The 26655-nt window shown below is 56.3% G+C and carries 22 protein-coding genes and 1 tRNA gene; 8 read left to right on the top strand and 15 right to left on the bottom strand.

The window, feature by feature from the left end:
• Positions 1-57: 57 nt before the first annotated feature.
• The 4 genes from ACR0A1_RS04775 to recA all read right to left on the bottom strand — a co-directional run bounded on the left by ACR0A1_RS04775 (position 58) and on the right by recA (position 5245).
• The gene (locus ACR0A1_RS04775; protein WP_170562671.1) at positions 58-678 is read right to left on the bottom strand and encodes a transglutaminase-like cysteine peptidase; all 621 of its coding nucleotides are present in this window, start codon (positions 676-678) and stop codon (positions 58-60) included.
• 360 nt (positions 679-1038) lie between these two features.
• Positions 1039-1326 (bottom strand): DUF1330 domain-containing protein, encoded by a 288-nt coding sequence (locus ACR0A1_RS04770; protein WP_170393026.1) that lies wholly within the window; start codon positions 1324-1326, stop codon positions 1039-1041.
• A 1-nt stretch (position 1327) separates the two neighbouring features.
• Positions 1328-4000: an alanine--tRNA ligase gene (gene alaS, locus ACR0A1_RS04765; protein WP_480866870.1), complete on the bottom strand. Its 2673-nt coding sequence runs from the start codon at positions 3998-4000 to the stop codon at positions 1328-1330.
• A gap of 180 nt (positions 4001-4180) precedes the next feature.
• Positions 4181-5245 carry a recombinase RecA gene (gene recA / locus ACR0A1_RS04760; protein ID WP_170595572.1) on the bottom strand — a complete coding sequence of 355 codons (1065 nt, stop codon included), beginning with the start codon at positions 5243-5245 and terminating at the stop codon, positions 4181-4183.
• 322 nt (positions 5246-5567) lie between these two features.
• On the opposite strand from recA, the gene ACR0A1_RS04755 reads away from it, so the two are divergent.
• On the top strand, positions 5568-6029 hold the full coding sequence (locus tag ACR0A1_RS04755) for a gamma-glutamyl kinase (RefSeq protein WP_480613515.1): 462 nt from the start codon (positions 5568-5570) through the stop codon (positions 6027-6029).
• 5 nt (positions 6030-6034) lie between these two features.
• Here ACR0A1_RS04755 and ACR0A1_RS04750 read toward each other — a convergent pair whose 3' ends face one another.
• The 3 genes from ACR0A1_RS04750 to guaB all read right to left on the bottom strand — a co-directional run bounded on the left by ACR0A1_RS04750 (position 6035) and on the right by guaB (position 11101).
• Positions 6035-8326, bottom strand: coding sequence for an ATP-binding protein (locus ACR0A1_RS04750; protein ID WP_480866444.1), 2292 nt, complete (start codon positions 8324-8326; stop codon positions 6035-6037).
• Positions 8327-8429: 103 nt separating this feature from the next.
• Entirely contained in the window at positions 8430-9593 is a 1164-nt protein-coding gene (locus ACR0A1_RS04745) for an RsmB/NOP family class I SAM-dependent RNA methyltransferase (protein WP_480866442.1), read from the bottom strand.
• Positions 9594-9652: 59 nt separating this feature from the next.
• The gene (gene guaB, locus ACR0A1_RS04740; RefSeq protein ID WP_170646100.1) at positions 9653-11101 is read right to left on the bottom strand and encodes an IMP dehydrogenase; all 1449 of its coding nucleotides are present in this window, start codon (positions 11099-11101) and stop codon (positions 9653-9655) included.
• Positions 11102-11316: 215 nt separating this feature from the next.
• Between guaB and ACR0A1_RS04735 the strand changes: the two genes are divergently transcribed.
• Positions 11317-13362, top strand: coding sequence for an ASKHA domain-containing protein (locus ACR0A1_RS04735; protein ID WP_480866440.1), 2046 nt, complete (start codon positions 11317-11319; stop codon positions 13360-13362).
• 24 nt (positions 13363-13386) lie between these two features.
• Positions 13387-14244, top strand: a complete 858-nt coding sequence (locus tag ACR0A1_RS04730) for a class I SAM-dependent methyltransferase (RefSeq protein WP_480866438.1) — start codon at positions 13387-13389, stop codon at positions 14242-14244.
• A gap of 1 nt (position 14245) precedes the next feature.
• Here the strand turns inward: ACR0A1_RS04730 and ACR0A1_RS04725 are convergent.
• From ACR0A1_RS04725 to ACR0A1_RS04710, 4 genes are all read right to left on the bottom strand, one after another.
• A tRNA-Gly gene (locus tag ACR0A1_RS04725) sits at positions 14246-14319 on the bottom strand.
• Positions 14320-14430: 111 nt separating this feature from the next.
• Positions 14431-15495 carry a methyltetrahydrofolate cobalamin methyltransferase gene (locus ACR0A1_RS04720; RefSeq protein ID WP_170393018.1) on the bottom strand — a complete coding sequence of 355 codons (1065 nt, stop codon included), beginning with the start codon at positions 15493-15495 and terminating at the stop codon, positions 14431-14433.
• A gap of 9 nt (positions 15496-15504) precedes the next feature.
• On the bottom strand, positions 15505-16431 hold the full coding sequence (locus tag ACR0A1_RS04715; protein WP_170393017.1) for a methylenetetrahydrofolate reductase: 927 nt from the start codon (positions 16429-16431) through the stop codon (positions 15505-15507).
• Between the two features lie 26 nt (positions 16432-16457).
• Positions 16458-16754 carry a virulence factor gene (locus ACR0A1_RS04710; protein ID WP_170393016.1) on the bottom strand — a complete coding sequence of 99 codons (297 nt, stop codon included), beginning with the start codon at positions 16752-16754 and terminating at the stop codon, positions 16458-16460.
• A gap of 241 nt (positions 16755-16995) precedes the next feature.
• Here ACR0A1_RS04710 and ACR0A1_RS04705 point away from each other — a divergent pair, with 241 nt between their 5' ends.
• Together ACR0A1_RS04705 and ACR0A1_RS04700 are read left to right on the top strand one after the other, a co-directional pair.
• Positions 16996-18108, top strand: a complete 1113-nt coding sequence (locus tag ACR0A1_RS04705) for a Ppx/GppA phosphatase family protein (protein ID WP_170393015.1) — start codon at positions 16996-16998, stop codon at positions 18106-18108.
• The gene (locus ACR0A1_RS04700; protein WP_170393014.1) at positions 18108-18824 is read left to right on the top strand and encodes an RlmE family RNA methyltransferase; all 717 of its coding nucleotides are present in this window, start codon (positions 18108-18110) and stop codon (positions 18822-18824) included. The genes ACR0A1_RS04705 and ACR0A1_RS04700 overlap by 1 nt, the downstream gene beginning before the upstream one ends.
• Before the next feature lie 6 nt (positions 18825-18830).
• Here ACR0A1_RS04700 and ACR0A1_RS04695 read toward each other — a convergent pair whose 3' ends face one another.
• From ACR0A1_RS04695 to ACR0A1_RS04685, 3 genes are all read right to left on the bottom strand, one after another.
• On the bottom strand, positions 18831-19025 hold the full coding sequence (locus tag ACR0A1_RS04695) for a hypothetical protein (RefSeq protein ID WP_170393013.1): 195 nt from the start codon (positions 19023-19025) through the stop codon (positions 18831-18833).
• Between the two features lie 91 nt (positions 19026-19116).
• Positions 19117-21024, bottom strand: coding sequence for a cytochrome c3 family protein (locus ACR0A1_RS04690; RefSeq protein WP_480866435.1), 1908 nt, complete (start codon positions 21022-21024; stop codon positions 19117-19119).
• On the bottom strand, positions 21021-21878 hold the full coding sequence (locus ACR0A1_RS04685) for a YihY/virulence factor BrkB family protein (protein ID WP_170393012.1): 858 nt from the start codon (positions 21876-21878) through the stop codon (positions 21021-21023). The genes ACR0A1_RS04690 and ACR0A1_RS04685 overlap by 4 nt, the downstream gene beginning before the upstream one ends.
• Before the next feature lie 158 nt (positions 21879-22036).
• On the opposite strand from ACR0A1_RS04685, the gene ACR0A1_RS04680 reads away from it, so the two are divergent.
• Positions 22037-23128 carry an AI-2E family transporter gene (locus ACR0A1_RS04680; protein ID WP_170421749.1) on the top strand — a complete coding sequence of 364 codons (1092 nt, stop codon included), beginning with the start codon at positions 22037-22039 and terminating at the stop codon, positions 23126-23128.
• 7 nt (positions 23129-23135) lie between these two features.
• Here the strand turns inward: ACR0A1_RS04680 and ACR0A1_RS04675 are convergent, their stop codons facing one another.
• Positions 23136-23732 carry a Crp/Fnr family transcriptional regulator gene (locus ACR0A1_RS04675; protein ID WP_480613503.1) on the bottom strand — a complete coding sequence of 199 codons (597 nt, stop codon included), beginning with the start codon at positions 23730-23732 and terminating at the stop codon, positions 23136-23138.
• A gap of 275 nt (positions 23733-24007) precedes the next feature.
• Between ACR0A1_RS04675 and ACR0A1_RS04670 the strand changes: the two genes are divergently transcribed.
• Together ACR0A1_RS04670 and ACR0A1_RS04665 are read left to right on the top strand one after the other, a co-directional pair.
• Positions 24008-25618, top strand: a complete 1611-nt coding sequence (locus tag ACR0A1_RS04670; RefSeq protein ID WP_255612093.1) for an arylsulfatase — start codon at positions 24008-24010, stop codon at positions 25616-25618.
• Between the two features lie 60 nt (positions 25619-25678).
• The gene (locus ACR0A1_RS04665; RefSeq protein WP_480866432.1) at positions 25679-26653 is read left to right on the top strand and encodes an HAD family hydrolase; all 975 of its coding nucleotides are present in this window, start codon (positions 25679-25681) and stop codon (positions 26651-26653) included.
• Positions 26654-26655 lie beyond the last annotated feature (2 nt).

The raw sequence follows: 26655 nt of genomic DNA, 5'->3' as shown, positions 1-26655 counted from the left end.
AATAGCGGATGGGCGGCGTGCAGATGCACCCGCCCACTCTAGTTGAGGTCGAAGAACTCAGCTTTTTCCATAAACTCCCAGCCATCTGGCGGGCTGCTTAGGATCTTGCATCCTCAGGAACAGATAGCGCGTCGCCTTCCAAGGCTTGATCTGATTGGTCAAATTATCCAGAACCAGATCGCCGTCGCTTGACCGATAGACCAAAACAGCATGAGAGTTTCTGCGCGTATCCAACACTGTCGCGAGCAGTAGTTTACGAGGGTCGAAACCGGCCTGGATCAAATCTCTTTTCTTTAGAAGCGCAAAATCTTCGCAGTCACCACCGCGCGACGTTGGAAGCGCCCAAAGTTCACTGGTTTTGTATTGCGACTGATCCGTGACCTCTCGCGTGGATCGATTAACGCGGCGGTTGATCTCTTTGACAAGCTTCAATTCTTGGCTGGTAGATAAGGAACCGATACCTTTTTGCGCACATGCCCAGGAATATTTACCGCAAAGCTGACGCGCACCGGAAGGTGGTGGCGAGGCAGCGATACTCGGGATAAACGCGGCATCTTTCGCCGATGCTTCAGTCCCAAACAACAGCGAACCGTTAATCAGGATAGCCAAACCAAACAGCCCGCCAAGCTTGGCAGCGCTCTTTAAGTGGGCGTCTAAGGTCGTACCAAAGAATTTCATGCCTGTCCCTCGAGTCCTATTAGTCCCTGCAAACTGCGTGGATCAGAACCCATCTGTACACCGGACCATATCCGCAAACCGTGGTTGTCACGCAATCAAATCCGAGATTGAGCGGAAAAAACGGCGGAAATTCGTCACTTTTCGTGACCATTTCCGCGCAAGAAAGTGGCGCGAAGTGCCACAATCGGATAGAGAAATATGTTCAAAACCAACAGGAAGTACGCACAACCCATTGTAATAATGCATATAAATTCAGAGCGCTCGTGAAGAGCCGCCCAGTCTAAAATGCATGGCATGTCGCACCGCTCTAGGCCGGGCAGAATTTGCAAGTTTCATGCAAAAGTAGATTTAGCCTGATTCTCAATCGGTAATTTCAACGACCACCAGCTCTCGCTCGCTGGCGCCACGGGCATGATCCAATGCCTGCTGATATGCAGGAGAATTGTAGCACTCTACCGCAGCCTCGACGGTTGGGAAGCGGGCGACCACATTGCGTGGTCGCTCTTTGCCCTCTAACTGCACGTAACGTGCCGCGCGGGCGATGAATTCACCCCCATGCGCCGCAATTGCCGGCCCTGCAAGCTCGGCGTATTTTCCATAAGCATCGGCATCTGTCACAGTAACGTGTGCGATCCAAAGTGCTGGCATCTTATCCTCCCAAAACCTGTTCAGCCGCCTTGATTGCAGCCTCTGCATTTGAGGCATCCTTGCCCCCACCCTGTGCCATGTCAGGCCGTCCACCACCGCCCTTGCCGCCAAGTTCGGTCACCGCCGCGCGGACCAGATCCACCGCAGATACCGTGTCTGTCAGGTCCGAAGTGACCCCCGCTGCGACAGCCGCTTTGCCGCCGGTATCAGCAATCAATAATACTGCACCCGTACCCAAACGGCTTTTGTGCTCATCAATCAATGCAGGCAGGTCCTTTCCGGAAACACCCGAGAGCGACTGCGCAAAGAACGCCACACCGTTTACATCGCGCGCTTCAGCGCCACTGCCCTGCCCCGCACCTCCGGCCATCGCCAGATCACGGCGCAACTGCGCAACTTCGTTTTGCAGCGACTTACGCTCATCCAGCAGAGTCTTAACACGCGCCACAACGTCATCAGGCTGCGCTTTCAACTCAAGCGCAATTGAGGAAAGGCGATGATCCTGTTTCGACAGATACTTAAATGCGCCATCACCGGTCAAAGCCTCGATCCGCCGCACGCCCGCGCTGCTGGCACTGTCGCCCAGCACGACGAAGGTTCCGATATCACCGGTCTGGCGCACATGGGTACCGCCACACAGTTCAATCGACCATGTTTCGCCATCCTGGCCTTTGCCGGTGGGTGCTTTGCCCATCGAAACCACGCGCACCTCATCCCCGTATTTCTCACCGAACAGAGCTTGAGCACCCAGTTCACGGGCGTCATCAGGTGTCATAATCCTGGTTTCCACGGTTGAGTTTTGCCGGATGAATGCGTTCACCTCTCGCTCAACTTTCTGCACTTCTTCCAGTGTCAGAGCCTTGGAATGGCTGAAATCGAATCGCAAACGATCTGATGCGTTGAGCGACCCGCGCTGCGCCACGTGGTCACCCAATGTCTCGCGCAGAGCTTCATGCAGAAGGTGCGTCGCGGAGTGGTTGGCACGAATGGCCGTGCGGCGCGCGTGATCGACTTCCAGCTCAACCGCGTCACCTTTTGAGATCGCCCCATGATCAATCGTGACCTTGTGAGCATAGACTTTGCCATCAGCAAACTTTCTGGTGTCTTCAACACGGGCGATATCGTCGCGCTCATCCAGCCTGCGAATTTCACCGGTGTCGCCGACCTGGCCGCCGGCCTCGCCATAGAACGGTGTCTGGTTGACTACGACCCAGCCGGTACCACCCTTCTCGATCTTGTCGACCAATACACCATCGACCACCAACGCAGCGACCTGCCCCTCGGCCTTTTCAGTATCGTAGCCAAGGAAATCGGTCGCACCGGCCGCATCCAGCACATCGAACCAAACCACCTGATCGGCAGATTCGCCAGACCCGGCCCACGCCGCGCGTGCCTTGGCTTTTTGTTCGGCCATCGCCACGTCAAATCCATCGGTGTCGACGGTTCGACCTTTCTCGCGCAGCGCATCCTGCGTCAGATCGAGCGGGAAACCATAGGTATCATACAGTTTGAACGCCGCGTCTCCGGGTAGTGGATCGCCTTCAGGTAAGCCCGAAACTTCCTCATCCAACAGCTTCAGACCGCGATCCAAAGTTTGCTTGAACCGAGTTTCCTCAAGCAGTAGTGTCTCTTCGATCAGTGGCTGCGCCTGACCAAGCTCTGAATATTGCGCACCCATCAATTGCACCAGCGTGGGTACCAGGCGATGCATCACCGGATCTTTGGCCCCCAACAGATGCGCATGGCGCATCGCGCGGCGCATGATACGGCGCAGAACATACCCTCGCCCATCATTTGACGGCATCACACCATCCGCGATCAGGAACGAAGTTGAACGCAAGTGGTCCGCAATCACGCGATGATGCACGTTTTGATCCCCATAAGGATCAACACCGGTCGCATCCGCGGAGGCTTCGATCAGCGTTTTGAACAGATCGGTGTCATAATTGTCGTGGCTGCCTTGCAGCAACGCTCCAATGCGTTCCAATCCCATGCCGGTGTCGATCGACTGCATGTCGAGTTCGACCATCGAGCCGTCTTCGAACTGTTCGTTCTGCATGAAAACGATGTTCCAGATTTCGATGAACCGATCACCATCTTCCTCAGCCGAACCCGGAGGCCCACCCCAGATGTGATCACCGTGGTCATAGAAAATCTCGGTGCACGGGCCGCAGGGGCCGGTAGGGCCCATTTGCCAGAAATTGTCATTGGTAGCGATGCGGATGATCCGGTCTTCAGGGACACCAACCTTTTTCCAGATTTCAAATGCCTCATCATCGGTGTGATAGACAGTGGCCAACAGACGGTTCTTATCGATACCAAACTCTTTGGTGATCAGTTCCCAAGCGAACGGTATCGCCTCATGCTTAAAGTAATCCCCGAATGAGAAATTCCCCAGCATTTCAAAGAACGTATGGTGGCGAGCGGTATAGCCCACATTGTCCAGATCGTTGTGTTTGCCGCCTGCACGCACGCATTTCTGTGCAGTGGTAGCACGGCTGTAGTCGCGGGTTTCGACGCCAGTAAACAGATTCTTGAACTGAACCATACCCGAGTTGACGAACATCAGTGTCGGATCATTGCGCGGAACCAGCGGGCTGGACGCAACCACTTCGTGCCCCTGCTTGGCAAAGTAGTTCAGGAAGGTAGATCGAATGTCGTTCAGCGTTGGCATAAGGCTCTCTCGGCGCGCAGTCGTTATGGTCAGCAAAGGTTTAGCCCCACCCCCCGAGAGTGTCCACAGCATTGGCCCATCCGAAACGAAACAAGGCGGCCCCGAGGGGCCACCCTGTACCAGATATTTTAGCACTACCGGGGTGCCGGGGGATTTCTTCGGTTCCCCCTCAGGCACGCTTTAAGCTTCGAGGATGTCATCCTCTTCCGTTTCGGGTGGCATTTCAAAGTCTAACCCATGCGCGGCACGTATTTTGTCTTCGATCTCGAGCGCCGCACGGGAATTGTCACGCAGATATTGCTTGGCATTCTCACGCCCCTGCCCGATCCGCTCATCACCATAGCTAAACCACGAACCCGACTTTTCGACCACACCGGCCTTAACGCCCAGATCCAGAAGCTCACCCATTTTGCTGATGCCTTCGCCATACATGATGTCGAATTCCACCTGCTTGAACGGCGGTGCCACCTTGTTCTTGACGACCTTGACGCGGGTCTGGTTGCCCACAACTTCGTCCCGATCCTTGATCGCACCGATACGGCGAATATCCAGACGGACCGAGCTGTAGAATTTCAACGCATTACCACCGGTAGTGGTTTCCGGGCTGCCAAACATCACACCGATCTTCATCCTGATCTGGTTGATGAAGATCACCATGCAGTTCGAGCGATTGATCGAGCCGGTCAGCTTGCGCATCGCCTGGCTCATCAGCCGGGCCTGAACACCCACGCTGCTGTCACCCATGTCGCCTTCCAACTCGGATTTCGGCGTCAGCGCCGCAACCGAGTCGACCACGACCATGTTCACGGCCCCCGACCGCACCAAGGTGTCGGTGATCTCAAGGGCCTGCTCGCCGGTGTCGGGCTGAGAGATCAGCAATTCATCCAGATCCACACCCAGCTTGCGCGCATATTGAGGGTCCAGCGCATGTTCTGCGTCGACGAACGCGCAGACTCCGCCGCGTTTTTGCTGTTCAGCGATGCAGTGCAGCGTCAGCGTGGTCTTACCCGAGCTTTCCGGGCCATAAATCTCGACGATCCGCCCCATCGGCAGGCCGCCGATCCCCAGCGCGATATCCAAGCCCAGCGATCCGGTCGAGCTCGCATCGATATCCTGCTTGGAATCTTCGCCCAACTTCATGATCGAGCCTTTGCCGAACTGCCGTTCGATCTGGGCCAATGCGCTGTCGAGCGCCTTTTGCTTGTCTGCGTTTTTCTTGTCGCTCATCGTCAGAAGATCCGCCATTGTCCTGTCGCCTTCTCTTTTGTCACACCCTTGATCGGGCGGCAATCGCTGCTTTGTTCGCCTCTTGTTCCTTATGGGACCAAAAAGAGAACATTTCAACTAAAACTTATGAAAACTACTCTTCAGCAATTGTGTTAAAGAGTCGTTTACGACAATCTGAGACATGAAAGGCATTGAAGAGAAAAGATAAATGCTTGTTTTCTATGAAAAGCGGCTTGCGCTTCTGTCTGTTCCAAAGACCGGCTCCACCGCGTATCAATCAGCTTTGCGCGATCGGGCCGATATCGTCGTGTCCGGACCAACAGACCTGAAACATGCGAACATGCGTCGCTATGATCGCTTCTTCCAGACCATGTTTCGCAAGATGTTTGATGCAGAAATGGACGTCATGGCCATTGTGCGCGAACCTGTCGATTGGTTGGGAAGTTGGTATCGATATCGAACGCGCGCCGAATTGGCAGGTCATCCGCATTCCACAAAAGGTTTAAGCTTCGAGGCATTCCTTGACGCCTATATGCAAAACCCCCGCCCGGCCTACGCAGATGTGGGATGCCAAACCGATTTTTTGCAACCCCGCAGTAACGGTAAAGGTGTTGCGCATATTTTCAAATATGACAGCCAGCAAAAGATACTGGATTTCCTTCAGAATCGGCTGGAATGTAAAATCGATCTACCGCGAGAGAACGTCTCGCCCGCTTGCCCGATGGACTTCTCAAAACAAACTGAACTCCGGTTCCAATCATTGAACGCCGCAGAATACGCATTGTATCGTGCTGCCGAATAGCGTTTTCAATTCATTTGCTGAAACACCGCTTCGGTCAGCTGGGTCAACGAAAACGGCTTGGGCAGGAAGGTGGAATTTTCGATCTGAGGACCAGATTCGCCGAACGCCCCTTCAGTATAGCCTGACATGAAGACCACCCGCACGTCAGGCCGTGTTTTCATGGCCTCGCGCACCCAGGTCGGGCCGTCCATTCCGGGCATGACCACATCGGTGACAAAAACATCCACCAGCAAATTGGGGTCGTCCAACAATTGCAGCGCATCTTCGGCTGATTCAGCTTCAAGCACAGTGTAGCCTTTCAAGCGAAGCGCCCGCGTCGCGAAGGCGCGCACCGGGGCTTCGTCTTCGACCAACAAAACCACGCCTTCACCCAATCGGGAACTTTGCACCTCTGACGTATCGGGTACCTCAGGCTCCGATTCCTGGACCCGGGAACTCACAGGCAAGAGCACGGTGAATTCCGTTCCCCGGTCCTGCACACTGTCGACAAATATGAAACCACCAGTCTGTTTTACGATCCCGTAAACAGTCGATAGCCCCAGCCCCGTCCCCTCGCCTGTGCGTTTGGTCGTATAAAATGGCTCAAACACTTTTTGCAGTTTGTCTGCAGGAATCCCGATGCCGCTATCGATGACTTTGACCGTAACATATTCTCCCGGCTGTACCGTCGCCCGATCGCGCGTGATCGATTGATCCAATGTCACCACTTCGGTCTCGATCCGAATCTCCCCACCCTCAGGCATCGCATCACGCGCATTGACGACCAGGTTCATCAAGACCTGCTCTAACTGGCGCTTGTCCGCGCAGACGGATTTGAGCACGGGATCATGACTGAGCGTCAGGCGGACCTTCTCGCCCACAAGACGGTTTAGCAAATGGATAAGGTCTGAAATCGTATCTCGCAGATCCAGCACCTCGGGCCGGAGCGTTTGTTTGCGCGAAAAGGCCAGAAGCTGGCTGACCAACGCTGCAGCACGGTTGGCGTTCTGATTGATCTGTACAAGATCGCCGTAATTCGGGTCATCTTGGTCATGGCGCAACAGCAACAGATCACAATGCCCCGAAATCGCCGTCAGCAAGTTATTGAAATCATGTGCGACCCCGCCAGCCAATTGCCCAACGGCTTGCATCTTCTGGCCTTGGACAAACTGCGCCTCCATCGTTTTCAGTTCGGTGGCATCGTTCAGAACCGCAATAAGACAAACCTGACCATCCCTGAGAATCCGTGACAGCGTAACTTGCACAAACACCTCTTTGTCCTTGCGCACCAAACGCAGGAATTCAGACCGCGGTGCTGCGCCTTGTTCGGCAGCACTCGCCAGCCAGTCCCTGATCGGATAGCCGAGCCCCTGCATCATGCTTTCGATATTCGTCCGCCCCGGTTGGATCTCACCGACCAATTCAACCGCGAGGTGGTTTGCTTCGCTAACATCTCCATTGGGAGACATGCACATGATCGCAACTGGCAAATCTGCAAATGATGTCGTGTGCTGCGGTCCTTCGGCGTGCTGCAGCGGCGTTAAAAGCAACTCACGCACAATACCGCTGTGCCTGAGCGTTGTGACAGTGAATGGTGCTACAGTTTCCCCGGTTTTAATCTGTATGATGCTACCAACAACTGCACCGCCAGCCTGAACCATCGGCTTGAGGCATGTGGGAATCTGACCAAAAAGCTCGATAGCCGCATCATTGGCATCCAGCACCACGTCATTTCGTCCGACCGTCAGAACCGGCCGCTGCACGCTGCGCCAGATCTGGGGTGCATCTATCCTAAAACGCCAGCAAAACCGATTTTCACCCAGCTTTGAAACAGACACCGGTATTGTTTGTCCGCGCGTGACAACATCTTCTTCCCAAAAACCCCGTTTCAGGGCATGAGACTGCAAACGCAACAGCGCCGCCGACGGGTTTGCAAATACGGTACGCAGAGACTCATCTAGTCGCGTACCCGCGTTCCGAATAAGACGCGCATTGGCCTGAGCGTTTGCAACTAGCACCTCGCCCGTCGCATCCGAAATGACACAGGCATCGGTTTCTTGCTCTAGAAAACCCGTCATCGCAGCGTATGTTTGCGCTTCGATCTGATTCAATATCCAAGCACGCGCCAATGCAAAGACCACTACTACCAGGAAGGACAAGCCAACGGCTGCGACCCCGGCACTTAACCGTGGCGGCAAGACGTCAAAGAAGGAAAGTACGCTCAATAAAATGGCGATCAATGCCAGTGAGGCATAGCGCCCACGATCAATGCCCCATCCACTTGATCGAGAGGGGGTAAATTCAGATTGAATAGACATAAACAGCCCGGATTATTACAATTTCTGATCAATATCTGCCTGCAATGGTTAATTGCTGCTTAATGATCAGTGACATAAACTTCTTAAGGTTGTGTTTTAAAGTTTATATTCGCGTCAAGTGTGCTGTAAAAAATCCATCGGTCCCGTGTGAAACCAGCCACGTTTTGCGGTATCCGCTCTGCCATTCGGGATTGCTGGCCAAGAATCCATCAATAATGTCGTCGTTTTCAATCGCCAGCATCGAGCAGGTCGCATAGGCAAGCACGCCTTTGGGCGCAACGAGAGGTGAAACATCTCGTAGAATGGTGGCCTGAATCTGCGCTAGTTCCTCCAAACGCTCGGGCGTTAGCGCCCATTTCCCTGCCGGCGCGCGACGCCACGATCCGCTGCCGGAACATGGCACATCTGTCAAAACCACATCGAACGGGGCCTGACCGGTGATTTGGCCTGTGGTCAGGATCGTGACATCCGCGCCCGCCCTTGCCGCGCGCGCTGGCAAGTCGCGCATACGGTTGGAATTGGCATCATGGGCAAAGACCTGAACACCCATATACGTAGCCGCTAAAGCAAGGGACTTGCCTCCGCCACCCGCACAATAGTCAAGGACACGCATGCCTGGCTGCAAATCAAGCGCGGCAACTACCGCTTGGCTCGCGGCATCCTGCAACTCAACCAGCCCATCTGTATACGGACCGCTCTGAGATATCTTGCGTGCGCCCTCGGTAACTTCCAATGCAGTATCGCAGGCCGGATGTGGATGCGCCGTGATCTCCTCGGCAGCCAGTCGTTGAATGGCTGTAGGCAGGTCAGTTTTCAGCAGGTTGACCCTCAGATGAATCGGAGCGCGCGATTGTAGCGCGGCTGCGGCAAGTTCAGCTTCGTCCTTCAACGCGGCCTGAAATTGGGGCCACAACCATTCGGGGATATCCAGACGTTCTGCGTCGCTCTGAAATGACCTGGGTTGGTCAGCCTCGGTTACCTCTGCAGGTGCATATCGCGCGCCCGAAAATACTGACGTTAGGTCTGAGCCCAAGGATCGGGCGGCACCGATCATCAGGCCGCGCCCCGTCTCGGACCCACCGAGCGCCGAGAAGGATCGCTTGCACCGCAATGCATCAAACACATGATCCCGGATCGCAGCGCGATCCTTAGATCCCGCGAACCGACTGCGTCGAGCCCAGCCGGTCAACGCCTTCTCGACCGGTGCACCGGCAAGAATGTCATCGAGGATCTCGATCGAGGCCTGTACCCGAGCAGCAGGTGTCATCGCGTTTTCCGTTCGTCTACACGATCAATTTCGAGAGCCCCCTGAAGGGTCTCACAAACTTACATCACGCGATAATTGGGGCTTTCCCGTGTGATCTGAACGTCATGCACATGGCTTTCCTTCAAACCTGCGCCAGTGATTTTGACAAAGTTGCAGTTCTGGCGCATCTCATCGACGGTGGCACAACCGGTATAGCCCATCGCCGCCCGCAAACCTCCAACCAGTTGGTGCACAACAGCGCTTGCGGACCCTTTGTACGGCACCTGGCCTTCGATCCCTTCGGGCACCAGCTTGTCATTCGCGGCGTCCTTCTGGAAATAGCGATCCGCCGAGCCGCGCGCCATCGCACCCAGACTTCCCATGCCGCGATACGATTTGAACGAGCGGCCTTGATAGAGGATCACCTCGCCCGGGCTTTCATCCGTGCCCGCAATCATCGAACCCACCATGGCGCAAGATGCCCCTGCCGCAATCGCCTTGGCGAAATCGCCCGAGAATTTGATGCCACCATCAGCAATGACCGGAACTTCCCCCGCCGCAGCGGCACAATCCATGATGGCCGTCAACTGAGGGACGCCAACACCCGCGACCATCCGTGTGGTACAGATCGAGCCGGGCCCGATGCCCACTTTGATCGCGTCTGCACCTGCATCGATCAGCGCTTTGGTGGCTTCGGCAGTGGCGACGTTACCGGCGATGATCTGAACCTCGTTCGACAGCGTCTTGGCACGTTTCACCGCGTCCAGAACCCCTTGCGAATGACCATGTGCAGTATCCACAACAATGATATCGACCCCGGAATCGACCAACTGCTCTGACCGCTCGAACCCCGCGTCTCCGACCGAGGTTGCAGCAGCCACACGCAGACGGCCCAACCGGTCTTTACAGGCCGTAGGGTTCAGCACGGCCTGTTCGGTATCTTTCAGCGTCAGTAAGCCTGTCAGCTTGCCCTCGCCATCGACGACCAGCAACTTTTCGATCCGACGCGCACGCATAAGGCTTTTGGCCTCTTCCAGATCGGCGGGCTCTTGCAGCATCGCCAGATTGTCAGAGGTCATCATCGCTTTGATCGGCGTGTCATCCGAGGTCGCAAAGCGCATATCTCGGTTGGTGACAATGCCGACGACACGACCGCTTTCTTCAACGACCGGGAAGCCGGTGAAGTTGTAGCGCTCTACCAAAGCCTGAGCATCTGCCAATGTTTGATCCGCGCGCAGCGTGACCGGGTTATAGACGATACCGGATTCGAACCGCTTAACCCGACGCACTTCGCGGGCCTGTTCCTCGACCGAGAGGTTTTTGTGCACCACGCCGATGCCTCCAGCCTGCGCCATGGCGATAGCCATACGCGCCTCGGTCACCGTGTCCATCGCCGAGCTTAGCAGCGGGATGTTCATCGTAATCTCACGCGTCACGCGCGTGGTGGTATCAGCGGTTGCCGGCAGCACAGAAGATGCGCCCGGAACCAGAAGAACGTCGTCGAAGGTGAGTGCCTCACGAATCTGCATTTGATAACCCCATGCAAAAGCCCGTTTGACGGTGACCCTATTGCATGGATTTCACCCGAGGGAAAGCCCCGAACCCAAGTTGTTTTCCCCTGCGGGCTTCTGCCACGCCCGAAAACGACGCAAGCAATGCAAAACGTGCCGCTGAATGCCCTTTCCCTTTGCGTTCAAACCCATATGTTCGCCGGCATACGCGCGAATACAAAGGCAAGCCATTCATGACCACCGATCCTCTTGTCGTTTTCACCCCGTCCGGCAAACGCGGACACTTTCCTGTTGGCACGCCAATCCTGACGGCAGCGCGCCAGTTGGGTGTCGATCTTGATTCAGTCTGCGGTGGACGCGGTATTTGTTCGAAATGTCAGATCACCCCCAGCTATGGCGAGTTTCCCAAACATGGCGTGACCGTCTCGGAGGACGCGCTGAGCGAATGGAACGCGGTTGAACAGCGTTATGACGACAAGCGAGGCTTGAAACCCGGGCGCCGTTTGGGCTGTCAGGCCTCGGTTCAGGGTGACGTGGTGATCGACGTGCCTCCTGAAAGCCAGGTTCACCGTCAGGTGGTCCGCAAGGCCGCCGCCGCCCGCGCCATCACCATGGACCCTGCAACACGCCTGTATTTCGTGGTGGTGGAACAACCCGACATGCACTCGCCCACAGGCGATCTGGAACGGTTAGAACGCGCCTTGCGCGAACAATGGAAGATCGATGCAATCACCGCCGACCTGTCCCTGATGTCCAAGCTGCAGCCAGTGCTGCGCAAAGGGAAATGGGAGGTCACGGTCGCCGTCCACAAAGGCCACAAGGACAACGTGGCCCGTATCGTCGAAATTTGGCCCGGCCTGCACGAACATGGGCTTTACGGTCTGGCTATCGACCTCGGCTCGACAACCATCGCTGCGCATCTGACCGATCTGGAAACAGGTGAAGTCAAGGCTTCTTCCGGCCTGATGAACCCGCAAATTCGTTTCGGCGAAGACCTGATGAGCCGCGTGTCTTACGCCATGATGAATCCCGGTGGCGACAAGGAAATGACCCGGGCCGTGCGTGAAGCGATCAACGATCTGACCACTTCAATCGCTGATGAGGCCGGGATCGATGCCGCTTTGATCGTCGAAACGGTGTTCGTCTGCAATCCGGTCATGCACCATCTTTTGCTGGGTCTGGACCCAGTCGAACTGGGTCAGGCGCCATTTGCGCTCGCGACGTCCGAAAGCATGTGCCTGCCTGCGCATGAGATGGACCTGACCACGATGAATCCACGCGCGCAGGTCTACATCCTGCCGTGTATTGCGGGCCATGTGGGTGCGGACTGCGCTGCCGTTGCCCTATCCGAGGAACCCGGCAAGTCCGACGATCTGGTACTGATCGTGGATGTGGGTACCAATGCGGAAATCTTGCTGGGCAACACCCACCGCGTTCTGGCCTGTTCGTCACCCACCGGCCCCGCATTTGAAGGTGCCCAGATCAGCTCGGGCCAGAGAGCCGCGCCCGGTGCGATTGAACGGATCGAAATCGATCCTGTCACCAAAGAACCGCGTTTCCGCGTGATCGGGTCCGAGAAATGGTCGAATGACGAAGGCTTTGATCAGGACATTGCCACCACGGGCATCACCGGTATCTGCGGCTCAGGCATTATCGAGGCCGTGGCCGAGATGCGCATTGCAGGTCTTCTGGACGAAAGCGGGCTGATCGGCTCGGCCGCGCAGACGGGCACATCGCGTTGCGTTCCCGAAGGCCGCACCAACTCCTATCTGATCCACGACGCCAGCGCCGAGGGCGGTCCGCGTATCACGGTAACTCAGGGTGATATCCGTGCCATCCAGTTGGCTAAATCCGCGCTCTACGCCGGAGCGCGTCTCCTAATGGATGAGATGGAGGTTGACCGTGTGGATCGCGTGGTACTGGCCGGTGCCTTCGGCGCACATATTTCGACCAAACACGCGATGGTGCTGGGTATGATCCCTGATGCACCGCTGGAGAAGGTCTCCAGCGCGGGTAATGCCGCTGGAACCGGTGCCCGGATCGCGCTGTGTAACATCGGATCGCGGGCCGAGATCGAACGCGTGGTGCGCGAGATCACCAAGGTCGAAACGGCAATCGAACCCAAGTTTCAAGACCATTTCGTCGCCGCCAATGCGATCCCGCACAAAACCGATCCGTTCCCTGAATTGGCCCAGGTCGTCACCCTGCCCGCTCCGTCCTTCAATACCGGCGGCGGGGATGAGGAAAAATCTGGCCGCCGACGCCGCCGGAGGTCATAGTCGCCCCATCCACAGGAGGCGAATATGACATCAGTGAACGAGGAACAGGCGGAATTCTGGGGAAACTCGGAACAAGGCACCAAATGGCTGACCTATGAGGATCAGCTTGACCACGCCTTTGCGCCTGTTCTTGATCTCGTTCTGAACCGGGCCGCCTTGTCGGCAGGCATGAAGGTGCTGGATATCGGATGTGGCACGGGCGTCAGCGCAATCGCTGCCGCCCGCGCGGTAGGGCCGAACGGGCACGTTCTGGCCGCTGACATTTCACAGCCCTTTCTGGACCGCGCAGCCAAACGCGCTGAAAGCAACGGGATACAGACTATCACTTTTCAGCACGCGGATGCCCAAACCTACGCGTTTGAACCCGGACAAACGGATGCCGCAATCTCCCGGTTTGGTGTCATGTTCTTTAGCGACTCGATCGCAGCATTCCGAAACATCGCCTCGGCACTGAAACCAGGTGGGCAAATGACGTTCGCTTCCTGGGGGCCATTGGACGTCAACCCGTGGTTCAAGATACCCCATGTCGCCGCCGTTCGGCGAATGGGTCAACCGCCCCGCGTAGACCGCTATGCGCCCGGGCCGCTGGCGTTCCACGACATCGACCATGTCAAAGGTCTGATGACCCAAGCGGGGCTGTCTGAAATAACCGGCGACGCGATCACAGTGAACCTGACGGGTTTTGGCGGCGTTGAAGGCACGGCGAGGCTGGTGACACGTGTTGGTCCTGCGGGCCGTGTTGTTGCTCATTTCGAAGGGAGTGAGGCTGATACTGACGCTATTCAAGAAGCGGTCGCAAAAGAGTTCCGACAGTATAAGTCTGGTTCGGAGATCCTCATCCCGGCGATGATCAACCTCTATCAGGCCCGACGCGCAGAATGATTGGAGCGGGTAGCGGGAATCGAACCCGCGCGTTCAGCTTGGGAAGCTGACAGGCTACCATTACATCATACCCGCCGCTGGGCATTGATTAGCACTGCTCTTTATTGGGGTTCAAGGGTCAACAAACGCTGACGAATCGAAAAGGCCGGATCAAAAAATCCGGCCCAATCCATTGTTTTATTTACCTTAAGCGCGGCGACGACGACCACCGCCACGACGTCCGCGTGCACCCTCGCCTTCGGCTCCGGCCTCAGCGGGTGGTTTGTTGAACCTGATCCACTCACCGCCATGTGCGTCGTTGTTGGTCAGCAGGTTGGCGGCGCGGATGGCCTCCATCTCTTTGCCCGCACGCGGAAGGGTCGAACCCAGACCGAACATCTGTACAAAGGTTTCGTCGTCCATATCCTCGGGCAGAATGATACCGGCGGCAGCAACGGCCTCTTTCTTTTCGGCAATCTTCTTCTGCGTCACCGGCAGAGCCACCGGGTTCATGATCGCTGAAGTCATTCCAGCACCCATTGCCATCGGCAGGAAGGCGTTGTTGATACCGTGACGGTTCGGCAGGCCGAACGAGATGTTGGACGCACCGCATGTGGTGTTCACGCCCAGCTCTTCCCGCAGACGACGGACCAGAGCAAACACCTGCTGGCCAGCAGTTGCCATCGCACCAATCGGCATGACCAGCGGATCGACCACGATGTCATGAGCCGGGATGCCGTGATCGGCTGCACGCTCAACGATGGTTTTGGCAACGGCAAAACGCACATCAGGGTCTTCCGAGATTCCGGTGTCATCGTTCGAGATCGCCACAACGGGTACGTTGTATTTCTTGACCAGTGGCAGAACCAGTTCCAGACGCTCTTCTTCACCGGTGACCGAGTTCAACAGCGGACGACCTTCCGCCGCCTCAAGACCGGCTTCCAAAGCGCCCGGAACCGAGGAATCGATGCAAAGCGGTACATCAACAAGCCCCTGCACCAGCTCGACGATCTTGGTCATCAGCGGCGGCTCGGTCTCGTTCGGGTTGGGGTTCGAGTTGTAGACGACACCTGCGTTGATATCCAGAACGGTCGCGCCTGCAGCGACCTGCGCCAGAGCATCCTTTTCGACTGTCGAGAAATCGCCTGCTTCCAATTCGGCAGCCAGTTTCTTGCGGCCCGTTGGGTTGATCCGCTCACCGATAACGCAGAACGGTTCGTCAAAGCCCAGAACGGCAGTTTTTGTTTTTGATTCTACGACTGTACGGGTCATGTCCGTTCCTTAGGAGTTAACCGGCTTTGCCGAAGCGCCGCCGTTGTTGATCGCCCAGTTGGCGTTGGTCTTGATCCCGCCCAGCGGAAAGAAGTGTACCTTGGTGATATTGAAATCCGGGTTGGCTGCCTTGTGATTGGCCAGTTCGGTGACCACATCGGTTGGCTCGTAAGGCAACAGCAGCTTGGACACGTCCATGGCGCGCTTCTGCAGGACTTTCAGCGATGGACCAACGCCGCAGGCGATAGCGAATTTGATCAACGTCTGCAGCTTCGCCGGGCCCGCGATACCGATATGGATCGGCAGATCAATACCCGCTTCTTTCAGGCTATCTGCCCAAGCGATGATCGGCTTGGCGTCGAACGCAAACTGAGTAGCCAGCGCCATTTCGGCGTCGGTGGTTTCCGAAAACTTCTGCTTCCAGCGCAGCGCGTCATCGACATTCTTGGTCGAGCCGTCGGGATCGATATCCTTGTTGCCTTCGGGGTGACCGGCTACGTGCAGTCGCTTGAACCCCGCCTTGTCGAACAGTCCGGTTTCCAGCAGCTGCATCGAGCTGTCGAAATCACCATGCGGTTTGGCGACCCCACCGGCCAGCAGAAGCGCCTGCTCGACACCCGCTTCACCCTGATACATGGAAATCCAGTTTTCCAGCGTTGCGGCATCCTTGATGATCCGTGCCGGGAAATGCGGCATGACAGGGTAACCTTCGGCCGCGATGCGCTTGGCAGTTTTGACCATGTCTTCGATTGGCGTGCCCTCGATATGGGCGATGTAGACACGGGTGCCTTCTGGCAGCAGCGCGCGGAAATCTTCGACCTTTTCCGCAGTGCGCGGCATCACCTCGATCGAGTAGCCCTGCAAAAAGGCTTCGACGGTCGGGTTCACAGGGCCGTTTTCGACCGCATCACGTTTCTTGAAGTTCAGCAAAGCCATAGCGGCCTCCCATAAAGATCTGGGGCTCATGCCCAACCGTCATTGGCGATCAGGGTCTTGATACGGTCCTGATCGTACTCTGTTTCCAAACGCGCGGCCTCGGCTTCGGCAATTTCGGACGGGTCGCCCTCAACTGCGAAAGGCTCGGCTTTGCGCCACTCGGCCAGATAGGCATCACTATCTTTGGCGTTCACCTTCATTGCGGCCCGGTCGATGGCTTGTTCAAACCGCTCTTCCAACTGCCGCTTAGCGCCACGACGGCCCTTGCCGACGATGACTTGGGCGGGAATATCGCGCCAATATACGATGGTGACGTCAGGCATTACCGTGATTCCTCCTAACCAGATGGACCGGTTCTAAACTTCAATGTGGGTCCAAGTCGGTCGATTTTCGACATACGGCGTATTTGCAGCGACCTTTTTGCCCACGGCTGCGTACCGCAGCTTTTAATGCCTTGGGGGGCAAAACCGAACATCAAAATCCTAATGACTTTAATGAGCGTCTTGCGTGATCCAATTGCGCGACCTATGGTCGGGGTAACTCGAAAATCGGAGGGCGTTTAAGATGGCGCCCAAGCGTCCCAGAGGTGCGGGCGCGTTCCCGAAAGCGGTCGAAAGCCCCGCGCCGGCAAGACCCGATCCAGATGCGTTATATGCGGCACTGGATTTGGGGACAAATAGCTGCCGCATGTTGATCGCCCAGCCCAAGGGCAGTGGATTTCATGTGGTGGACAGCTTCTCCAAATCGGTGCAGTTGGGTGCCGGTCTGGAACGCACCGGGCGGTTGTCGCGGGCGTCTATGGCACGTACCGTACAGGCGCTGCGGATTTGTCAGCAAAAACTCAAACGTAACAAGGTCAAGCGCATGCGCTTGATCGCAACCGAGGCTTGCCGTCGCGCCAAGAATTCACGCGATTTCATCCGGCAAGTTAAACGCGAAACCGGCCTGACGCTCGACATCATCCAGCCCGAGGAAGAAGCACGTCTGGCTGTGATTTCCTGTGCACCGCTAGTGTCGACCAAGACCGAGCAATTGTTGGTCGTCGATATCGGCGGCGGCTCAACCGAATTGGTCTGGATCGACATCTCCTCTGTTCCTCGTCGGGATCGGCCTGCCGCGATTATGAGATTGCATAACGGGTTCCACACACCTGAAAGCCCTTTCCCTGCGGCCAAAGTGGTCGATTGGATCAGCGTCCCGCTGGGCGTGGCAACATTGCGTGATCAGTTCAACGACGTCGAAGACGATGCCGCGCGTTTTGCGCTAATGAGCTGGTTTTTTGAAGAAAACCTGGCCGATTTCGCGCCTTACAAGGATGAACAGGCCCGCGAAGGGTTCCAAATCGTGGGCACCAGTGGAACGGTGACCACCGTCGCCGCCTCGCATCTTGGGCTCAAGCGCTATGACCGGACGAAGGTGGACGGATTGCGGATGACCAGCGATCAGATTGACAAGGTGATACGAGGCTATCTAGAACTCGGCCCTCGTGGGCGCCGCCGTGATCCCCGGATCGGAGAAGATCGGCAGGCCCTGATCATGTCCGGCTCGGCCATCTTGCAGGCCCTGTTGCGCTGCTGGCCCACCGATCGCCTTTCTGTGGCGGACCGTGGGCTGCGCGAGGGTTTGCTTTATGCGCAAATGAGTGCGGACGGTGTATTGGAAGACGGACCGTTTTGATGGCGAAGACACCAACTGGCAAAAGCAACTCGGGTCGCGGACAACGCGACCTGAAGGTGAAGGTCAAGACAGCGCGCGGGCGCAAGCTCAGCTCGACCCGCTGGTTAGAACGGCAGTTGAACGACCCCTATGTCAAACGCGCGCAGGTCGAAGGCTATCGCGGACGCGCGGCATTCAAGATACTTGAGTTGGACGACAAGTTCCGGTTTCTCGTACCCGGCGCGCGCGTGGTCGATCTGGGATGTGCGCCCGGTGGCTGGCTGCAAGTCGCTGTGAAACGCGTCAATGCACTCGGCGAGAAAAGCGGCAAGCGCATCGGCACCGTCCTGGGGGTTGACCTTCAAGAGGTTGAGCCCGTCGCCGGTGCCACCGCGCATGTCCTTGATTTCATGGAAGATGACGCCGATCAGAAGGTCAAGGACTGGCTGGGTGGCAAAGCGGACGTGGTCATGTCTGATATGGCGGCTGCATCCTCGGGCCACAAACAGACTGACCACCTGCGGATCATGGCCTTGTGCGAAACGGCGGCTTATTTCGCGTTCGACGTGCTGGAAGAGGGCGGCACCTTCGTTGCCAAGGTGCTTGCTGGCGGGGCTGAGGGGGACCTTCAGAAACTGCTCAAGCAGAAATTCAACAAGGTTGCCAATGTGAAGCCTCCGGCCTCACGTTCTGATAGTTCCGAGAAGTTTGTTGTCGCCACCGGCTTCCGGGGTTAAGCGGCGTTAATCCAGATCGATCTTTCCCGGCGCTATGCTCTGTTTCCGCAGAGACGCTGCAGCTATGCCTTGCAGCAATAGTGCTTCGCCATGATTGATATCGACAGGCTTGCGCGCGCGCAGCTCTTCAATACGCTGGTCAAGCGTCGTTTTACGGGCCGCCGTCAGCGGCTTTGCGAGGGTTGCGGTGCGATCCGGCATACATCACCTGTAGCAATCCGAGTGCTTATACCGGTTGGCTAACCGCAGAATGCGCCGTGAAGATGGCGCAAATCTGCCAGTTCCATGCCAGTTATCTCCCGAGTTCCTGCGCCAGTTGCATTAAGTTTGGATCATCGGGAAGAACTAACAAGGCCTCGTCCAATGTCGCCAACGCAGCCTGAACACCGCGATTGATGTGGGCAAGTTGAACCAGCATCGGCCAAGCCTCAACGCGCTGCGGGTCGAGCGTTACAACCTCGCGGAATGCACGTTCTGCAGCCGGCGCGTTTCTGAGCGTAAGCGCCCAACCACCCAACACCAAATGGGTCTCAGGAAAGTCCAAACGATTGGAAATGCTACGTTGCCAATCCGCCATGCCATGCTGCGCGCTTGCGCGTTGGTCTTGCGTCATGGCCTGTGCGGGGATCGATAAGAACTCTTTCGCAGCCGAGATGCGTACATTGCGCATGGGGTCGGATAACAACGGCTCTAACCGCGAAGCGCGCAACTGGGCAGGAACCTGACGCTGCAGTACCGGTCCATTGGCCCGTATCAGTGGGTCCGGATCGGCCAGCAACGGTGCTAGACGCTCGGCAAGATCAGGCGTTGCAAAAGGTTGCAACAAATACAGAGCGGTTGCGCGAACGATACCTGCCTGCCCTTCATCCAGAGCGATCGCGACCAGCGTTTCAGGGTCGTCCAATTGACCACTGCCTGCTGCTGCAAATGTCGTGCCATAATGCGCCACTCTATAGGATGATTCCGGGAACCAGAGTTCAATCTGCTGCGCCGCCCAAGACTGATCTTCATCCGCATGGCAATCGGTGCAGGCATCAGTTCCGAGCCCCAGATCAGGGCGGGGAATGCGGAAGCTGTGATCGCGCCTGCCATCTACCCCCATATAGACACGCTCGATCATGTGGCAGTTCTTGCATTGGGCACCCGCAGAATTTTCAGCATGTTGGTGATGCACGGGCGTGTCATATTCGGCCAGCCGAAGGGTCGGGAAATCCGGGTTGCCAGCGGGGGAGTGGCATTGGGTACACAACCCATTACCCTCGGCTTTCACCTCAGCCCGGTGCGGATCGTGGCAATTCATGCAACCCACCCCTTCTGCATACATGCGCGACTGCAGGAATGAGCCATAAACATAGACCTCGTCCAAAATCTGGCCATCTGGGTGATACAAACCCGGTCGCAGCAACGCCAGGTTATAGGCGTCGTGATACGGCTTGCCGGGAAGCGGATTACCATCTTCTAACGCCTCGCGCCGGGAATGACAGCCGGCGCATTGCTGAATTTCCGCTTCTGTCTGCCCCCTGCCCCATGTCGTAGGGAATCCGAACTCGCTCAAACCGTCTTGCAACACTTTTCCGGTCGTCCACTCCAAATGCGCAGAACCCGGCCCGTGGCAAGCCTCGCACCCGACACCAATTTCGACCTGTGTCGAGGCATAGCGCCTTTCCTCAGAGTCGTAGTTCTTCACATAACCGGTCGCGTGACACTCGGCACAGCGGGCGTTCCAGCTTTTGTACGGACCGGTCCAGTGCAGCCCATCATTCGGAGGCAGATCCTGATCTGGATAAAGGTGAAACCAACGGCCCTTTTCGACGTCCCAAACAACGTCGAAACTCTGCAACCGGCCGGGTTCGGTTTCGAAAAGATATTGCTGTAGCGGCGCGATACCAACCACTGAATGTACCGGATAGGTCGTTGTAACGCCGTCTTTTTCGGTGACCTGCGCCGTAAGAGCTCCATCTTGATCCGCAAAGGCCACGCTCATTCCATCATGCGAGAATCGTGTTCCATCGAAATCAGCCTGAACATGGCCGTCCTCCACCTCGGTCCAGGCAAGCGCATGGTATGAGCTTTCCCAGGCTTCGGTTTCTTCCTTATGACAATCCGAGCACGCGTCTGATCCAACATAGTCCTGCGCCTGCGACTGCTGCGCGGTCGCCCAAAGGATCGCGGTCATCACGATAGCGCGGAGATACATCATTGCCCCTCTTCGTTTTGCAAATCGATCAGCGCGCCGTTGTATTCAGCCCCGAGGATCAGCATGGCCGAGCATAAGTACAGGAAAATCAGCGCTGCCATTGCCCCTGCAAGCCCGGCATACGTCGCGCTATAGGTCGCAAACTTGGCGATGTAGATTGAAAAGCCCCATCCACCTGCAGCCCACAAAGCCAATGTCAGGATTACGCCCGGCAAGATTTGTAGTAGGCTGTGCCGTCGGGTGGGCAAGATCAGATGAGCCAAAAGAACGGTGCCAGCGGGGACAGCCACGGTAAAGGTCCATCGCAGACGATCCACCGACAGCCAGTTGTCCACATCCACTGCCGTCTTTTCCGAAACCAAACGGGTATAGACCGGCAGAACGACTTCGACCGCCGCGATGGCCAGAATGGCAGCACCGCCGATTATGACCAGCACAAAGCACAGCAGTCGGGTCTTCCAGAACGGCCAATTGTCCGTGTCGTGATAGGCCTGCGCCATCGCCTTTCGCACAGCGGCGACTCCGTTTGAGGCAAAGTAGATCGCCAACAAGCCACCCAAAGTGATCACGCCCGAGCCCGCACCGGCCAGAACAGCACGCAGTTCTGAAACGATGGGATCGGCCACATCTTTGGGCCAGGCGCCAAATATCAGTTCGATCAGTTCATCGGTCACATAGCCCTGTGACAAGGCCCCTGCCAACGCGACCGTGAATAGAACGAATGGAAACAGGGCCATCATCAACGACATGGCGACGTGGCTGCTCATGACGAAGCCGTTTTTGTCATTAAATCGGCGCACAGCAAGCCAGAGCGCACGCAGGAATTGGCCGAACGAGGGAATCAAAACAGTTGGCATTGCGCTAGCCTAGCCTGCCTTTTCCTTTGGCAGAACCGCCAATCGGATCAGGCCACCGATTTCATGCGTATAACCTTCTGTATGGATTGCATAAACCCGCCAGCCTGTGCAGGATCAATCAAAACGCATCCAGGCAGCACTCAGACCAAGGCCATCTTATGACCTCTGACCCAGAAAACAGCCCTTCCCGTGCGCGTCCGCAACTGAGCGTATTGCGGGATGTAGCGATCGTGGCCACGCTAATGGTGCTTGGCCTCTATGCAGGGGCAAACTTTCTGGTGCCGTTGACCATGGCGTTACTGGTCAACGTGCTGATCCTGGCCCTTAGCGACCGGGTCATTGCAGTGACGCGGGTGCCAATCTGGTTGGCGAATGTCGCGGGAGTAACAGTTGTATTGGCCGGTTTGTTCATGATCATGTACATTCTGGGCAGTCAGGCCACGCAATTTGCACGCTCGATCAACACCTACGAAAGCCAGTTTGACGGGGCTGTTCATAGAATTACCGGGTTGGTCGGCAACGATGTCACAAGTTTTATCCGAGACAATCTGGTCAGCATCGATATGTCCTATGTCGCTCGGATATTGCTGGGCAGCGCCACATCACTGCTTAACCAGTTCTTCCTAATCAGCCTCTATGTCGCCTTTCTGATGGCCGAGCGGTTGGCCTTTCGCAAGAAAATCCAGCTTGCCGCCGGCAACCCACGGCTGGGGGCTGACCTGGCCTTGGTTCTGGATGCGATTTCGTACAGCCTGCAGCGATACGTCGGCGTGAAAACATTTATCAGTCTGATCACCGCCACCATCAGCTACGCCGTATTCAAAGCGCTGGGTCTGGAATATGCTGAAACCTGGGCCGTGCTGACTTTCGCCCTGAATTTCATCCCGTCAATCGGTTCGATCATCGCCGTCATCTTTCCCGCAATGATCGCTCTGGTTCAGTTTGAGACGATCGGGCCATTTCTCGTGATCGTTCTGGGGTGCGGCACACTACAGTTTCTAATCGGCAACTTTCTGGATCCGGCTATGCTGGGCCGATCGCTGAACATGTCGACCTTCCTAGTGATTTTGGCATTAACTTTCTGGACTACGGTCTGGGGTCTGATCGGAGCGTTCCTGAGTGTGCCTTTGACCGTCTGCATCCTGATCATCTTCAGCCACATCCCCGCGCTGCGCCCTGTCGCGATCTTGATGTCTTTGGATGGAAGGCTCGGTGAGGATGATCACTCGTCAACAGAACATTCGGCTTGAACGTCCGTCAACTTTGACAGCTAGCGACGAGGGCGCGTCGATCTTTCAACCTCAGCCGACCATACCCGCCTTCGATCAAGTCCAATTCGATAAGCCTGTGTAATGCTCGGTGAAGCGTTGGCGCAGAGACTGCAATCATAGCCGCCAGCTCTTCCTGCGAAACCGGTATCCAACCCTCTGCATCGGATGTCACCTCATCCAGATGCAGCAGCCTCAAAACCAGCCGTTTCTCGGTGCCGGTCACCGCAAGATTGGCTACGATACGCAGGGCTTTTTGCATGTTTTCATGACTCAAAGCGTAGAAATCCCGAACAAAGTCAGGAGAATCCTGCACCAAGCGTTCTAACCGCGGGGCCGGAAAGAAAAGCGTCTCGGTTGGCCGAGTCGCCACCACGCTGATCAGCCGATGCGCAGTCGCAAACAACGCGAGATCGCCGATCCAAAAGCCACGTCCCTCTTGGTGTATGACAAATTCCTGACCGTCATCTGCGGGGACGGTGATCTTAACACTACCATCCAATACAGCGTGAATCCCGTTGGCGGGATCACCCTGGACAAACAAAGCTTCGTCAGCACCGTAAGTTCGGCGCACGGCGCTGCGCATCAGAGCATCCTGAAAGGCGGGAGATCTGGTTTTGAACCAGGAACTTTCCTGCAGCGCGTCTAGATCAGTTTCAATTAATGCCATCTATATATTTAAACTTCATCATATGATAAATTTCAATCAGGCTCACTGGCCTACATTACTTACACACGAATCCCGCAATCTGGCTATTTTCGCGGGATATCCAATGCTTAACGACTGCAACTAATCCTATTCTGGATACAAGTCTCAGATAGTTCACAGGGACAAATTGTCCACAAGTTCAGGAGTAAAACATGTTAACTACAACCCGGTTCTTGGAAAGCTGGCGTATCGGACTGCGCCGTACCGCAGCAGCGTCGATTGCCGTTCTGGTCGCACTGCCCGCATGGGCGCAGGATCAAAAACCCAACATTCTGGTCATTTGGGGCGATGACATCGGCCAATCCAACATTTCGGCCTACACAATGGGCCTTATGGGATACCAGACCCCCAATATCGACAGGGTCGCCGATGAAGGCATGATCTTCACCGATTATTATGGCGAGCAATCCTGCACAGCTGGCCGCTCATCTTACATCATGGGCCAATCGGTGTTCCGGACTGGACTGTCCAAGGTTGGCTTGCCTGGCGCTAAAGAAGGGATGCAGATCGAAGACCCCACGATTGCAGGGTTGCTTAAGGATCATGGGTACGTGACCGGCCAGTTTGGCAAGAACCACCTGGGCGACAGGGATGAGCACCTGCCGACAAATCACGGATTTGATGAGTTTTTTGGGAATCTCTATCACCTCAATGCCGAAGAAGAACCCGAGCATGAAGATTATCCCGGGGACGCGGTTCTGCCCGACGGGCGCACGTTCCGCGAGGCCTATGGTCCGCGCGGTGTGATCAAGTCCAGCGCAGGCGGCCCCATCGAAGACACCGGTCCACTGACACGCAAACGCATGGAAACGGTGGATCAGGAAACCCTGGAAGCTGCCGTTGAGTTCATTCGTGAGGCCAACCAGAACGGCACACCATTCTATGTCTGGTGGAATGGCACACGGATGCATTTCCGCACCCATGTCGGGGAAGAAATGCGCGAAACAGCCAACGAAATCCTAGGTAGTCCGGCCGATGAATACACGGCGGGCATGATCGAACACGACATTCAGGTCGGCCAACTGCTTGATCTGCTGGACGAACTCGGCATCGCCGACAACACTATCGTTCATTATTCCACCGATAACGGCCCGCATTACAACACATGGCCGGATGCCGCTTCGACACCGTTCTGGGGCGAAAAGAATACCAACTGGGAAGGCGGCTGGCGCGTACCATCCATGGTGCGTTGGCCCGGCAAGATCGAAGCGGGTTCGATCTCGAACGAAATCGTGCATCACATGGACTGGCTGCCCACCTATCTGGCGGTCGCTGGCGACCCCGAAATCAAGGAAAAGCTGAAAGCCGGCTATTCCTCACCTGCCATGGGTCGCGACTACAAAGTGCATCTGGATGGCTACAACATATTGCCACTGCTGACCGGTGAGACCACTGAAAGCCCCCGCCGTGAAATCTTTTATTTCACGGATGACGGCGACCTGTCCGCTTTGCGTTTTGACGACTGGAAGCTGATCTTTTTGGAGCAAAAAGCATGGGCCACCCTGCGCGCATGGATGGAACCATTCACGGAGCTGCGCGTGCCGATTATCGTGAATCTGCGCCGCGACCCTTATGAGCGTGGATACCGGACATCCAACACATACTATGACTGGATGATTGACCGGGTGTATTTCCTAGTACCGGCGCAGCAATATGTGGCGAGTTTCCTGAGTACTTTCCAAGAGTTCCCACCACGCCAGAAGGCGGCAAGCTTCAGCCTGGATCAGGTGATGCAGAAATTGGCCACACCAACTTCGAACTAGAAAACAAGACAGGGGCCGCCGTAAAGCGCGGCCCCTTTTTCCAGTATCAGAGGCTATTACATGAGATTTCTCAAACTCACGGCGTTTATAGCCACCGTCCCCCTAGTGGCGTTCGCAGACCCCCTGCCCAGCTGGACCGACTCGGCATCAAAACAGCTGATCATCGACTTTGTTGACGCGGTCAGCGACCCGGCGAATGAACTATATGTCACTCCCGCCGACCGGATTGCGGTGTTTGACAATGACGGCACGCTTTGGGCTGAACAACCGGTCTATTTTCAGTTCATATTTGCCATGGACCAACTGGCAGAGCTTGCTAAACAAGACCCATCAATCTTATCGAGCCCAGCCCTGAAAGCGGCTGCCGAGGGTGATCTGAAAACCATTCTGGAAGGCGGGCACGACGCTCTGATCGAAGTGGTCAACGCATCGCATTCCGGCAGCAGCGTTGAAGTATTTCAGGCGTCGGTGGCGGATTGGCTGGACACTGCACGACATCCCGAGACCGATCTGCCCTACGACCAGATGACCTATCAGCCGATGGTCGAGCTGTTGCGCTATCTGCGGGATGAGGATTTCAAAACTTATATCGTTTCAGGCGGAGGCCTGCATTTCATGCGTGTCTTCGCCGAACAGGCATATGGCATCCCGCCCGAACAGATTCTGGGCACCTATGGTGAGACCACGTATGACAATGTGGACGGCACGCCTGTAATCAACAAGGCCCCCGGCATCGCCTTCATCGATGATAAAGAAGGCAAACCTATCAATATCGAGCGCACCATTGGCAAGCGCCCCATATTTGCCGGGGGAAACTCGGACGGGGATTTTGCCATGCTAGAATGGACCACCGCAGGCGACGGGCCACGGCTGGGCGTTTTGATCCATCACACTGATTCGGATCGCGAATGGGCCTACGACCGCGAAAGCCCGATTGGACGGCTAGTCGATGGGTTGGACAAAGGCCCGGATATGGGATGGGTCATTGTTGATATGGCCAACGACTGGTCCCGCATCTACACTGGGGCAAACTAAGC

Source organism: Ruegeria sp. D6 (genome assembly GCF_056534365.1).
Note: the sequence above shows the minus strand (reverse complement) of the source record. Positions and strands in the feature narration are given on the sequence as shown.

Coding starts and splice junctions, on each gene's coding strand:
- ACR0A1_RS04775 (WP_170562671.1), bottom strand. CDS start 678: ATGAAATTCTTTGGTACGACCTTAGACGCCCACTTAAAGAGCGCTGCC.
- ACR0A1_RS04770 (WP_170393026.1), bottom strand. CDS start 1,326: ATGCCAGCACTTTGGATCGCACACGTTACTGTGACAGATGCCGATGCT.
- alaS (WP_480866870.1), bottom strand. CDS start 4,000: ATGCCAACGCTGAACGACATTCGATCTACCTTCCTGAACTACTTTGCC.
- recA (WP_170595572.1), bottom strand. CDS start 5,245: ATGGCGGATCTTCTGACGATGAGCGACAAGAAAAACGCAGACAAGCAA.
- ACR0A1_RS04755 (WP_480613515.1), top strand. CDS start 5,568: ATGCGTCGCTATGATCGCTTCTTCCAGACCATGTTTCGCAAGATGTTT.
- ACR0A1_RS04750 (WP_480866444.1), bottom strand. CDS start 8,326: ATGTCTATTCAATCTGAATTTACCCCCTCTCGATCAAGTGGATGGGGC.
- ACR0A1_RS04745 (WP_480866442.1), bottom strand. CDS start 9,593: ATGACACCTGCTGCTCGGGTACAGGCCTCGATCGAGATCCTCGATGAC.
- guaB (WP_170646100.1), bottom strand. CDS start 11,101: ATGCAGATTCGTGAGGCACTCACCTTCGACGACGTTCTTCTGGTTCCG.
- ACR0A1_RS04735 (WP_480866440.1), top strand. CDS start 11,317: ATGACCACCGATCCTCTTGTCGTTTTCACCCCGTCCGGCAAACGCGGA.
- ACR0A1_RS04730 (WP_480866438.1), top strand. CDS start 13,387: ATGACATCAGTGAACGAGGAACAGGCGGAATTCTGGGGAAACTCGGAA.
- ACR0A1_RS04720 (WP_170393018.1), bottom strand. CDS start 15,495: ATGACCCGTACAGTCGTAGAATCAAAAACAAAAACTGCCGTTCTGGGC.
- ACR0A1_RS04715 (WP_170393017.1), bottom strand. CDS start 16,431: ATGGCTTTGCTGAACTTCAAGAAACGTGATGCGGTCGAAAACGGCCCT.
- ACR0A1_RS04710 (WP_170393016.1), bottom strand. CDS start 16,754: ATGCCTGACGTCACCATCGTATATTGGCGCGATATTCCCGCCCAAGTC.
- ACR0A1_RS04705 (WP_170393015.1), top strand. CDS start 16,996: ATGGCGCCCAAGCGTCCCAGAGGTGCGGGCGCGTTCCCGAAAGCGGTC.
- ACR0A1_RS04700 (WP_170393014.1), top strand. CDS start 18,108: ATGGCGAAGACACCAACTGGCAAAAGCAACTCGGGTCGCGGACAACGC.
- ACR0A1_RS04695 (WP_170393013.1), bottom strand. CDS start 19,025: ATGCCGGATCGCACCGCAACCCTCGCAAAGCCGCTGACGGCGGCCCGT.
- ACR0A1_RS04690 (WP_480866435.1), bottom strand. CDS start 21,024: ATGATGTATCTCCGCGCTATCGTGATGACCGCGATCCTTTGGGCGACC.
- ACR0A1_RS04685 (WP_170393012.1), bottom strand. CDS start 21,878: ATGCCAACTGTTTTGATTCCCTCGTTCGGCCAATTCCTGCGTGCGCTC.
- ACR0A1_RS04680 (WP_170421749.1), top strand. CDS start 22,037: ATGACCTCTGACCCAGAAAACAGCCCTTCCCGTGCGCGTCCGCAACTG.
- ACR0A1_RS04675 (WP_480613503.1), bottom strand. CDS start 23,732: ATGCGCAGCGCCGTGCGCCGAACTTACGGTGCTGACGAAGCTTTGTTT.
- ACR0A1_RS04670 (WP_255612093.1), top strand. CDS start 24,008: ATGTTAACTACAACCCGGTTCTTGGAAAGCTGGCGTATCGGACTGCGC.
- ACR0A1_RS04665 (WP_480866432.1), top strand. CDS start 25,679: ATGAGATTTCTCAAACTCACGGCGTTTATAGCCACCGTCCCCCTAGTG.